The sequence below is a fragment of the Cognatishimia coralii genome (genome assembly GCF_037478305.1).
GTDB lineage: Bacteria > Pseudomonadota > Alphaproteobacteria > Rhodobacterales > Rhodobacteraceae > Cognatishimia > Cognatishimia coralii.
In genome coordinates this window covers 1-11,768 of the sequence record NZ_JBBGAZ010000022.1, presented here as the reverse complement: position 1 = coordinate 11,768, position 11,768 = coordinate 1, and the positions used below count along the sequence as shown (strand labels likewise).

10 protein-coding genes and 1 pseudogene are annotated in these 11,768 nt (G+C 59.1%); 3 read left to right on the top strand and 8 right to left on the bottom strand.

Annotated elements, in window-relative coordinates:
• Positions 1–40 precede the first annotated feature (40 nt).
• The 7 genes from WG622_RS18685 to WG622_RS18655 all read right to left on the bottom strand — a co-directional run bounded on the left by WG622_RS18685 (position 41) and on the right by WG622_RS18655 (position 8,495).
• Positions 41–1,030, bottom strand: coding sequence for a TAXI family TRAP transporter solute-binding subunit (locus WG622_RS18685; protein ID WP_218394097.1), 990 nt, complete (start codon positions 1,028–1,030; stop codon positions 41–43).
• A 310-nt stretch (positions 1,031–1,340) separates the two neighbouring features.
• Positions 1,341–1,868, bottom strand: a complete 528-nt coding sequence (locus WG622_RS18680) for a MarR family winged helix-turn-helix transcriptional regulator (RefSeq protein WP_303959946.1) — start codon at positions 1,866–1,868, stop codon at positions 1,341–1,343.
• 421 nt (positions 1,869–2,289) lie between these two features.
• A complete protein-coding gene (locus WG622_RS18675) occupies positions 2,290–3,324 on the bottom strand; it encodes a 2-hydroxyacid dehydrogenase (protein WP_303959948.1) in 1,035 nt (344 codons plus the stop codon).
• Complete coding sequence (locus WG622_RS18670) at positions 3,324–5,093, bottom strand: thiamine pyrophosphate-binding protein (RefSeq protein ID WP_339404838.1); 1,770 nt, start codon at positions 5,091–5,093, stop codon at positions 3,324–3,326. The genes WG622_RS18675 and WG622_RS18670 overlap by 1 nt, the downstream gene beginning before the upstream one ends.
• Positions 5,094–5,223: 130 nt before the next feature.
• On the bottom strand, positions 5,224–6,075 hold the full coding sequence (gene nadC, locus WG622_RS18665) for a carboxylating nicotinate-nucleotide diphosphorylase (RefSeq protein WP_339404837.1): 852 nt from the start codon (positions 6,073–6,075) through the stop codon (positions 5,224–5,226).
• A gap of 126 nt (positions 6,076–6,201) precedes the next feature.
• Entirely contained in the window at positions 6,202–7,680 is a 1,479-nt protein-coding gene (locus WG622_RS18660; protein WP_303962964.1) for an aldehyde dehydrogenase family protein, read from the bottom strand.
• Between the two features lie 56 nt (positions 7,681–7,736).
• Positions 7,737–8,495 (bottom strand): IclR family transcriptional regulator domain-containing protein, encoded by a 759-nt coding sequence (locus WG622_RS18655; RefSeq protein ID WP_008335451.1) that lies wholly within the window; start codon positions 8,493–8,495, stop codon positions 7,737–7,739.
• A 105-nt stretch (positions 8,496–8,600) separates the two neighbouring features.
• Here WG622_RS18655 and WG622_RS18650 point away from each other — a divergent pair, with 105 nt between their 5' ends.
• From WG622_RS18650 to pcaF, 3 genes are read left to right on the top strand one after another with little or no spacing between them, the layout of a single operon-like run.
• On the top strand, positions 8,601–9,320 hold the full coding sequence (locus WG622_RS18650; protein WP_007803187.1) for a 3-oxoacid CoA-transferase subunit A: 720 nt from the start codon (positions 8,601–8,603) through the stop codon (positions 9,318–9,320).
• Positions 9,321–9,337: 17 nt separating this feature from the next.
• Positions 9,338–10,015: a 3-oxoacid CoA-transferase subunit B gene (locus WG622_RS18645; RefSeq protein WP_008335453.1), complete on the top strand. Its 678-nt coding sequence runs from the start codon at positions 9,338–9,340 to the stop codon at positions 10,013–10,015.
• Positions 10,012–11,211 (top strand): 3-oxoadipyl-CoA thiolase, encoded by a 1,200-nt coding sequence (pcaF, locus tag WG622_RS18640; protein ID WP_339404835.1) that lies wholly within the window; start codon positions 10,012–10,014, stop codon positions 11,209–11,211. The genes WG622_RS18645 and pcaF overlap by 4 nt, the downstream gene beginning before the upstream one ends.
• Positions 11,212–11,216: 5 nt before the next feature.
• Here pcaF and WG622_RS18635 read toward each other — a convergent pair.
• Positions 11,217–11,633, bottom strand: a pseudogene (locus WG622_RS18635) (LysR substrate-binding domain-containing protein); the annotation flags it as partial.
• Between the last annotated feature and the right edge of the window lie 135 nt (positions 11,634–11,768).

The window sequence follows — 11,768 nt, the reverse complement described above, 5'->3', positions numbered from 1 at the left end:
TGTCGTTGCAGCGCGCGCCGGCCGGATCGCGGGATCGACCTTACTTGAGCAGACCCAGTTCCTTGTAGGCACGCTCCGCACCAGGATGGAACGGCAGCGTGGTCTGCGACGTCAGAAGTTCCGGTGTGAGCGCCTGCATCGCCTTATGCACGCCGCGGATCTCGTCGATATTGGACGCGATGCTCTTTGCGAGCATGTAGCCAGTTTCTTCCGGCAGTACATCGGAAGTGATTACCATCGCACCCAGTGCGAGCGTGACGACATCTTCGGTCTGGTTCTTGTAGCTGTCGGCTGGAATTGTGAACGTGCCGGTTCCGAAACGCTCGTTGGTCGCAGCGATGATGTTTTCGGGAACGCTGAGCAACACGACGTCATTGCCCTCGTCAACTTTACGGAACGACGAATGTCCGATGAAAATGCCGTTGATCACCATATCGGTGCGGCCGTCTGCAATCAGATCTGCTTGCTGTGACGAACCACCGCGGACAAGCACGCCGCCATTGGACTCGATCGTGGCTTCGTCGTAGCCCGCCTCTTCGAGCATGAAGGTCGTGATGTTGGCGACGATGTTCCCGGCATTGTTGTTCGCAACACGGATCGCCGCGCCGGACGTCGCGAGGTCGTCAATGCTGTCGATGCCATATTCTTCGGCAAGAGACTTCTTGATGAAGAAGTGCATCGGCGCCCAGTTGTACATGTAGCCGATGGCTTGAAGGTTCTCGATCGGCGCGTCAAACGGTTCGTCCCCTGCGAGGGCCAGCTTGATCTCGGCATCATGTGCCATCCCCAGGTCGGTCCGTTCACGGCCCAGAAGGCCGATGTTCGCAAAGCCACCACCGGTGGCCTGATAAGTCACCACGCCGCTCGGGTCATCCGCCTTGACGGCACGGTCAATACCAGCGCCCAGAAGCGACCAAAGCCCCGAGGGACTGCCGCCTGAAAGGGTCACATTAACGCTTTCTGCGGAAGCAGCGCTCGAAAGGACCGCGACGCCGATCGATGCGGCAACGGCTTTGATTGGAAATTTCATGTCTTCCTCCCTGATTTCAGTAGATATCTAATATTAGATATCTATCTTTAATGGCAATAGTCTATCCACTCGCACCCGTCAACCCTAATTGAAGTCGAGACTATTGTTCAGCGAACGTCACTCAGGTCATAGTTCCTGACGCGGAACATTCCGAAGCTGAATATCCGGCGTTGGTGCTTTGTCGTGACGCATTATCAAACCGTGGAGCCCCGGAACGGCAGGCCTCATATCCCCGCCCCGAGCGGCAAGTTCTATCCACAACCGCCTTCAAATGGGCCGCGCCGGACATTCGGCACGGGTGGCTTGCGATTCAGTTTGTTGTGTTGCCCTTGGTCGGGGGAACACGAACCCCTCTCGCGGCCGCATCGTGTTCGTCACTCTCGAGGTTCCGGATCATCACGGAAAGGGAGTTTCGCAAGTCTTCCTGAGCCTTCTCGGAAAGACCCGCCATTGCCGCATCGTTCACTTCGAGCGCCAGCGGTTCGAGAACATCGCGCAGCGCCCAACCCCTTTTCGTGAGAAACGCGTGCTGGCGCCGCTTGTTGCCCTCGACGTTGCGTCGCTCTATGAAACCCAATTCTTCCATCCTGATGAGCGCGGTGTGGGCGGTGGGTTCGGTGAGATGCGCCCGGTCGCTCAGTTCGCGTTGCGACAACCCGTCTTCCTGCCAGAGGATGCGCAGGAAAATCCACTGACCGAACGTAACATTTTCCGTTTGCAGTCGAAGTTGAAGCGCCCGGTTGAACCCGCGGGCCGCCAGTCGTACCAGCCGGGCCATGCGCTCGTCGGGTTGGACAGGTACGTGGCTTGATTGCTTTTCTTTCATCAGGTCGCTCACCGCCTGTCTCCACACATGGTTTTTATCCAAACAGCGCGCCCGCCCGGACTTGATAGCTAAGAACTCCAGAGTTCTGCCGCACGCCTTTAGCGGCGACACAACCCTAGCGTGGCGCGCGCAACATAGGTGCCGAGCCTTGGTGCAAAGTCAAGACATAGAAGCCGGGGTGCCTATCGTTGGGCCCGAGTATGGACTTTCTTACGGGGTGGTTTTGCCCCTGTTTCGGGATCGTGCACCGGTTGCTTTCCAGTACGCGACCATCATGCGCCGACACCTGCCTTGCACCACTGTACCGCACAGCGCCGGGCAACCGTTGTGTAACGCCTACGGCAAACCCGGCACGGTTCACGGCCATTCAATAGGTGCAAGGAACATAGGCTCTGCAGTTCGGCTATGCACACCGTTCGCGCGGAGGGTCTGGTCAGTTTAGATCGTTCAACTTTTGTCGCCAGCGTTCCACCACATCGGGGTTCCTGACATATATCGGCAGATCACCTTTCATGATGCGTGTTGCGTTTTTGACGAGGACGTCGGGCATGACCGTGTAGAGATCAATGGTGTGGCCCAGGATATGCGGGGTGAGGATCACCCGGTCGAGGCCGCGCAGCGGGTGGTCGGCGGGCAGCGGTTCGGTTTCCGTCACGTCCAGCCCCGCACCAGCCAGGTGCCCTGCGGTCATCACCCGCACCAGCGCATCCTCGTCAATGAGACCCCCGCGCGAGGTGTTGATCAGAACCGCATCCGGCTTCATCATGCGCAGTTCAGCCTCGCCAATCATGCCCCGTGTCTGCGCGTTCAACGGCACATGCAGGCTCACCACATCACACGTGGTCAGCAGCGCGTCGCGCTCCACCAACCGTACGCCCGTAGGCGCGGTATCCGGTGTCAGGAACGGATCGTGCACCAGGATCTGCGCCGGCTCGAACGCCAGCAGTCGCTCGATCACCCCGGCCCCAATCCGGCCAGACCCGATCAGGCCGATCGTCCGGCCCCGCACCATCCGCGCATACATCTGCTGCGGCCGGCCCGCATTTTCGCGTAGCAGGCGTTCGGATTCATGCAGCCGGTACAGCAGCACCAGCATCAGCATCACTGTCGCCTCTGACATCGCCAGAAAGTTCTCGGGCGTTGCACCATTGGCCACGATCAGACCACGCGCGGCACAGGCCTCCAGATCGACCGCATCCACCCCGATCGTCGGAAAGACCAGCGCCCGCAGCCGTGGCGAGGCATCCAGATCCGCCTCGCTCAGCCGCGACCGCGAGCTGGCCACGATGATATCAACGTCCGACAGCAGCGCCTGCCGTTGCTCTTCCGTCAGCCGCAGCGGAACACCCGGGGTGATCTGGGGGCCGCGAACGACCTCCCAGCCTTCGGCCCGCAGCCGATCCGTTGCGGTGTCCAACACCTCTTCCAACACAGGATCCTGCGCAATATAGATCTTCGGGGTCATCATCAGTCGCTCCGCGTCAGGCCAGCGACCATGTTGGGGTTATACCCCGGCTGGACACGTGCATCGATCACTACGCTCTTGCCCGCGCGCACCATCTCGACGCCCTGTTTGATCGCCTCGACCAGCTCGCCCGCGGTAAAGACCGGGCCGATTCCTTCGCAGCCCTGCGCACGCGCCACGCCGGCGATGTCGATGTCGGGATCGCCGATGCGCTGGCCGATCCACTTGTTCTCGACCGGGCGGTTGCGGGCCACGGCCACGCGTTCCTGGTGCACCTCGTCATTGTAGAACGAGCGGTTGTTCGACACCACCGCCAGGAACGGAGTGCCATAATGCGCCGCCGTCCAAAATGCCGAGGCCGCCATCATGAAGTCGCCGTCCCCAAGAACCGCAACAGGCAGCCGGTCGCTGTCTTTCAGCGCCAGCGCCGCCCCGATCAGCATCCCAGGACCCGAGCCGATCCCCGCGCCGCCATCCGAACCCAGGAAGTCCAGCGGATGACGGAAGTGCCACGCCTCGCCCGCCCAACCCAACGGCAAACGCACAAAGCTGGCACAGACACCTTCCAAACCTTCGCCAAGCGCCCCGGCCAGCGTCATGATATCAAGCTCAACATCTGCATCGGGGGCGTTCAGCGCGGGTTTGACCGGCAAATCACCGGGCATCTCGCCCGCCCCTACACCCAGGGCATCGGCAATCGCATGCATCGCAACATCCGGGCCACAGGCCAGGTGCAGATCCAGCGCAGGCAGCGCCTGATGCTCCATCCCCCAGCCATTGTGCAGCTGATAATCCAGCGACGCCTGGATCACCTGCGCCGTCACTTCGCCCGCCAGTTTCAGCGTACCCGCGACATCCAGCCAGTCCAGACTCAGGATCACATCGGCCTCGCGCAGCACCGCGCCCGCCGCGTCGTCGATGAAGAAGGCTGGTTTACCCCGATGCCGCGGGTGATCCGTCGGGAAAGACGCCCCGATCCGGATATCCGTCAGAACCTTCGCCCCCAGCCCCTCGACAAAGGCCACACGCCGCGCCCAATCCGCCGGATCGCGCGACACCCGCCCCGCCAGCACCACAGGCGCCTTGGCGTTCTTCAGCAGGTCCGCCGCACGTGCCACGCCTTCGGCCGAAGGAGCCGCAGGCAAAGGCGGCTGGTAACGCGCAAAATCCGGCAGCGCCGGGGCCTGCGCGTGCTGCTTTTCCTGGATCGACACATCAAAGTTCACATAGGTCGGCCCTTTCGGCTCGCTCCGCGCGATCACATCCGCACGCAACATCGATTCCAGCGCCGCCTCCATCGAGCCAGGCTGATCGTCCCATTTCACATAATTCCGGATCATCGACGCCTGGTCACGGCAGGTATGCAGCCAGTCAATCCAAGGACGCCGCAGCGCCGCATCAACCGGCCCCGTCGCACCATAGATCAGCACAGGAACCCGATCACACCATGCGTTGAAGATCGCCATCGTCCCATGCATCAGACCCACGTTGCTGTGCAGAATCACCGCCAATGGCTCCCCCGTCACCTTCGCATAGCCATGTGCAATCGCAACCGCATGCTCTTCGTGCAGACACAACAGCATCTGCGGATCTTCATTACCAAGGTGGTTCACAAGGCTGTCATGCAAACCCCGAAAGCTCGACCCAGGGTTCAGCGCAACATACTTCACCCCCAAACCTCGCAACATATCCGCAAATACATCGCTACCCCAAACTCCCAAACTATCCGACGATACTGGGCGCTCAACCGGCAATGGAATTCCTTCACTCATATCTTCAGACCTCTCTTTACGATGTGTTGGTGCGGCAACCCCATTTGGAAAGGCGCACCAAATAAGATTTCGTTGTCCGCCGAAAGGACGGGAATTGTTCAGCACTGACAGTCTGGAGTGGTTCAGAGGATCAGAAATCCAAACCGAAATCGACGGTTCCCGCCGAATGGGTCAAAGCACCAGAGGAAATATAATCCACATTTGCCGATGCGATTTCGCGCAAACGGCCAAGGGTCACATTCCCGCTGGCTTCTGTCTTCGCCCGCCCGTCAATGCGCTTTACGGCTTCGGCCATGTCTTCGGTCGCCATATTGTCAAACATGATGACATCTGCGCCCCCGGTCTGAAGCACCTCGTCCAACTGATGCAAACCGTCGATCTCGATCTCAACCACGACCATGTGACCCACATTTCGCTGAACGGCTTCCAGCACCTGTTTGATGCCACCAGCCGCTGCGATATGGTTGTCCTTGATCAGGATTGCATCGGACAGGGAAAACCGGTGATTGTGGCCGCCGCCATGCAAAATCGCGAGTTTCTCGACAAGCTTCAGCCCCGGTGTGGTTTTGCGCGTACAGGTGATACGTGTCTTGGCACCCGCAAGTTCCTGCACATAGGACGCTGTCAAAGTTGCCGTCCCGGACAACCGCCCGGCAAAGTTCAGGGCAACACGCTCTGCGGCAAGGATCGACGCCGCCGATCCCTCTATACGCATCAAGGTATCGCCCGTTTTGCAGGCCGTACCATCCGCGACAACAGTCTCGACAATAAGATCGGGATCAATCAGCCGAAACGCCAGAGAGGCCACCTGCATCCCAGAAACAACCGCGTCCTGCCGTGCACGCATTTGCGCCTTGTAGCGCGTGCCTTCAGGCAGAACGGAACGGGTTGTCACGTCGCCTGCTGCACCCAGGTCCTCCACAATGGCGCTCCGAACCATAGGTTCGAGGATGATATCGGGGACGTTCGCAACATTGCTCATTATTTTTCAGATCCTTGTCGGTTTGCAGAAGGGGCAGGAAGGGATGGTCTCATCCCGGCCAAAGCAATCAATAAAGAAAAAGCTTTTGGATCCCAGACCCCGTTCGCACATTACCTACGCACCGGGTCACTGACCCGACAGATTGATATGCACATTCTTTTCATGGGTGAAGGAAATCAGCTCGCCAATACCTTCTTCGCGCCCGATACCCGATTGTTTGACCCCACCGAACGGGGCACCAAGGAAATGCCGGCCAACTTCGTTAACCCAAACAAACCCGGCCTCGACACGAGCAGAAGTGCGATGAGCCGTCACCAAGTCCCGAGTCCAAATTGCGCAGGTCAGCCCCAGCTCAAGTGCGTTGACCTCGTTCAGCATGGAATCTTCGTCCGACCATTTGCGGACCGCCAGAACTGGCCCGAAAATCTCTTCGCGAGCGATACGCATCTGCGGCGTTACATCCGCAAAAATCGTCGGCGCGATGAAGCTTCCCTGTGCCAGCGCACCTTCGGTCACCGCATGGCCGCCGGTTACGGCACGCGCGCCTTCGCTCATGGCGGATTCGATGAAGTCCATGATCCGATCGAACTGTGTCCGGCTGACGATCGCCCCCATCGTGGTCTCCGGCTCTGTCGGAATGCCTGGCTTGTACCGTTCGACAGCCGCTTTGAGATGCGAGATGACCGCATCGTGGATGTCTACATGCAAGAAAGCGCGGCTCGTCGATCCGCAAGATTGCCCGCACCAGCCGAAATTCATGCCGCCGACGATCGCATCGGCGATCTTCTTCGGATCGCTGTCCGGATAGGCGATCAGCGCGTTCTTGCCGCCGAGTTCGAGCAGCACTGGTTTGACGGTGTCGCTCGCGCTGCGCATCACCGCCCGGCCCGCGGGTACGGAGCCGATGAGTGTGACCTTGGCGACGTCGGGATGTTCGGCCAGCCCAGCTCCTGCCTCGACGCCGCCCGGCAGAACATTGAACGTGCCTTTAGGCAGCAGGCCATCGATGAGCTCCGCCAGCCGCAGCGAAGACAATGGAGCCTGAACCGGCGGCTTGATGATGACGGCATTGCCTGCGGCCAGAGGCGCTGCCATCTTTCCGCCGCAGAACATGAACGGGTGATTAAAGGCAAGAATCCGTGCAACCACGCCCATCGGCTGGCGTAGGGTCATGTTGATGCGCTCTGGTCCCATAGGGATCGTATCGCCCTTCATTTCGGTCACAAGACCGGCGAAAAACTCCATCTGCGCTGCCGCAATCGCGGCGTCGCCGCGCATTTCAGTATAGGGGTTGCCACAGTTTGCAGCGTCCATCATCGCCAGTTCATCGCCATGCTTTCGCAAGAGATTTGCGATTTCCTTCAGGATACGTGCGCGTTCCAGCGGCACAACATCCCGCCATACCTCGAACCCTTCTTTCGCTGCCGCAACCGCCGCATCGACATCGGCGCGACTTGCCGTCGCAACCGACCCGATCCGCTCGCCGGTTCCTGGGTTGAAAGTGTCTTCGTACTTTCCCTCTAGTGGCGGCACCCATGCGCCGCCGTAGTAGAGATGGGCTGGTTCTTGAAGAGAGAGCTTCGCGTCTAGTTTCAGATTTTCCATCTAAGGTATCCTCCCGGCTTGAGGCCCTAATAACTTAGACTTCTAAATAATGTCAATCAGAGAACCCGCCCGAGGGCCGATTGGACGCCAAGCAAGTGCGGCAAGTATGTTTCAATCGTCTGCTTCGGTGTCCAGCCGGCAGACGACAAACCGATATTGAGAGCAGCGACGGTCAAACCCTTGCGATCATTCAGCGGAACAGCGATTGACCGTAAACCCGTTTCCACTTCCTGGTCCACAAACGCATATCCGTCCTCTCTCGCAGCATCGATCCGGCACAAGGTCTGAACTGGGTCGAGTATTGAGAACTTGGTCCGCGGGGTAAGGTCCGAGCGTCTGACAAGCAGGTCAGCCTCTTCGCGAGGCAGCGCAGCCAACAGAACCCTTCCCATCGAGGTGCAATGGGCGGGGAGTCGTGACCCAGGCATGAGCCCGATGGACATCACACGTTTCTGCGCCGCGCGCGCGATATACACGATCTCGGTCTCATCGAGCAGTGCCACGGAACAGCTTTGACCAATTTGCTCGGAGAGTTGGTCAAGCCAAGGTTGGACAATCTGCGAGAGCGGTAGGGAAGCAAGTGCGGCCACTCCGAGCCGTAGGATGCGCGGGGTAAGAGTAAAAAACTTACCGTCATAGTCGGCGTAACCTTCGCGGTGGAGCGTCAACAGTACGCGTCGCGTAGCAGCGCGATCCAAGCCACTGGCGACGGCAGCTTCGGATATCGAAAGACGCGGGGATGTGGGTCCGAAGGCTTCGATCACTTTCAGCCCCTTGGCGAGCGAGGCGATGTAGTCGGTGGGATTGTTCAACATGCGAACGTTGATATACACATGTTGAAAAAAGATCAATATATGAACATTTTACTCGCTACGGCGGTAATCTAGGGATATTTCGAAGTGAATGTAAGGAGGATCCTGATGAACAAAACATCGCCCAGCCTCGCTGACGCGGTTGCGGATATCCCCGATGGCGTACAGGTTATGATCGGTGGCTTTGGAGGCTCCGGAGCCCCGATCGAACTGATCCACGCTTTAATCGACCGCTTTCGTGCCACCGGCAGCCCCAAGAATCTTACCGTGATAAACAATAACGCGGGAAACGGCGCGATCGGAATCGCCGCGATGATCAAAGCGGGGATGGTCAGGAAGATGATCTGCTCTTTCCCGCGCAGCTCCAACGCCGAGGCATTCAACGAAAAATACCTGGCAAGCGAAATCGAGCTCGAGTTGATCCCGCAGGGTACATTGGCCGAACGCATTCGCGCGCGCGGAGCAGGCATTCCCGCTTTTTATACGCCAACTTCTTTTGGTACCGAGCTTGCCGAAGGCAAGCCGACAGAGACGTTCGACGGCAAGATGTACGTGCAAGAGTTGTGGTTGAAGGCCGACTTCGCCCTGATCAAAGGCCATGATGGTGACGAGACCGGCAACCTTACCTATCGTTTGGCTGGCCGGAACTTCAATCCGTTGATGGCGATGGCTGCCGATCGCACGATTGCGCAGGTCTCCAACCTCCGCGCACCCGGCTCCATCGATCCTGAGGCGGTAGTTACCCCCGGAATCTTCGTCGACAAGATTGTCGAGGTTCCCGCGCCTCAACAAGAAGAAGTACTCGTGCGTAGGGGGGTGGTCTACTGATGTCCGGTTTCAATTTAATGGAAGACAAACTGACGAACGCGCAGATCGCTTGGCGTGCCGCTCAGGATATCGAAGATGGTTCCTATGTGAACCTCGGTATCGGATTTCCCGAGATGATCGCCAAGTTCCAGCCCGATGGCCGCGATGTAACCTATCATACCGAGAACGGCGTGCTGGGATTCGGAAAAGCCCCTGCGGAGGGACAGGAAGACTGGGATCTTATTAATGCGGGCAAAAAGGCGATTACATTGAAGCCCGGTGCATCCTTTTTCCATCATGCCGACAGCTTTTCGATGGTGCGCGGTGGCCACCTCGATCTGGCCGTTCTTGGCGCGTATCAGGTCGCCCAGAACGGCGATCTGGCGAACTGGCGCGTAGGCACCAAAGGCGTGCCGGCCGTGGGTGGAGCAATGGACCTTGTGCATGGGGCCAAGCGTGTGGCGGTTGTAACTGACCATGTAACCAAGGATGGCGGCCCGAAACTGGTCGAGGCCTGTACTTTCCCGCTGACAGGCGTCGGGTGCGTGACCCGCGTCTACACCTCTCTGGCCGTGATTGACATCGAAGATAGCAAATTCGTGCTTCGTGAAAAACTGCCGGGCATCACTTTGGACGCCTTGCAGGCGGTGACTGGCGCGACGTTGCACATTGTTGGCGAAGTTGCCGAACTCAATGTTCCCGAGGGAATCTCATGACTGACGTATACATATGCGACTACATCCGCACACCAATCGGCCGCTTTGGCGGTGCGCTTTCCTCCGTCCGCGCTGACGACCTTGCAGCGATTCCGCTTCGGGCCATTGCCGCGCGCAATCCGGGCCTCGACCTTGCCGCGATCGACGAGGTGATCTTCGGCTGCGCCAATCAGGCTGGCGAAGACAACCGCAACGTCGCCCGCATGGCGCTGCTTCTCGCAGGCTATCCCGAGACAGTGCCGGGTACGACGATGAACCGACTTTGCGGCTCGGGTATGGATGCGGTCATCACTGCAGCTCGGGCGATCAAATCCGGCGAGGCCGAGCTGCTTGTCGCCGGAGGGGTAGAGAGCATGTCGCGCGCGCCATTCGTGATGCCCAAGGCCACCTCCGCCTTCTCGCGGGCCAATGAGGTCCACGACACCACTATCGGCTGGCGTTTCGTTAACAAGCTGATGAAGGAACAATATGGCGTCGACAGCATGCCCGAGACGGCAGAGAATGTGGCCGAAGATTTTGGCATCCCGCGCCCCGATCAGGATGCCTTCGCCTTGCGCTCGCAGCAGAAAGCGGCCAAAGCCCAAGTCAATGGCCGTTTGGCCCAGGAGATCGTGCCGGTTACGATCCCGCAGCGCAAAGGTGATCCTCTGGTCATCGACACCGACGAGCATCCACGTTCCACGACTACATACGAAAACCTGAAAAAGCTTCGGCCCTTCGTGAAAGCCGATGGCACTGTGACAGCGGGCAACGCCTCTGGCGTGAATGACGGGTCTGCCGCTTTGATCCTTTCGACGAAAGAAGCTGCCGAAAAGCATGGGCTTAAGCCGATCGCCAGAGTGCTCGGCGGGGCGACCGCCGGCGTGGCGCCGCGCATCATGGGCTTCGGCCCGGCTCCGGCCTCGAGAAAGCTTCTGGCGCGTCTTGGCCTGCGCCAAGAGGAGTTCGCAGTGATTGAGCTTAACGAAGCTTTCGCCTCGCAGAGCCTCGCCACGTTGCGTAATCTTGGGATTGCTGATGATGACGTGCGTGTGAACCCCAATGGCGGGGCAATCGCGTTGGGTCATCCGCTGGGCATGTCGGGTGCGCGGATTACTGGCACCGCGATGCTTGACCTCAAGCCTGGTGAAAAATCGCTATCCACCATGTGTATCGGTGTAGGACAGGGTATTGCTATTGCGCTAGAAGCCGTCTGACTGGCTCAACGACGGGCGCAAACCTCTTCAACCCGCCGGTGTAAAAGCCGCGCCAGCAGATCGGCATGGCTGTCTTCGTCGAACGTGAACTTGCGTGTCAGACCAACCGCCCCGGCCATGTAATCCGACTTTAGATCGAGCGCAGCAAGGCTGCCGCGCGCAATTTCCCGCGCCACGACGCCGCGCGAGATGAACCAGAGCATCTCAGAACCTTCGAGAAGCGTTTGCGCCGCCGGCAGGGCCACCGTCTCGAACACCGGTGTGAGATCGGATAACCCCATCGCGGCAAGGTATTGATCCACGCTCTGCCGGATGATCGCGCCAGGGTTGGGCAGGATGAGGGGATAGCGTAGCAGAGCGTCGGTCACCGGCAGATCCAGCGCTGGATGTCCGGCGCGCGCCACCAGCAAGATCGGCTCGTCATAGAGATTGTCACTGTACCCTAATTAATCAGATTCTGCGGATTGGAAGCGTTTTCGGCAGATTCTGTACCCTTAATTGCAATATATCCACAGGGCGCTGCGTCAGTGGCTGACACAGCTTTGGCGCTTCCAGAT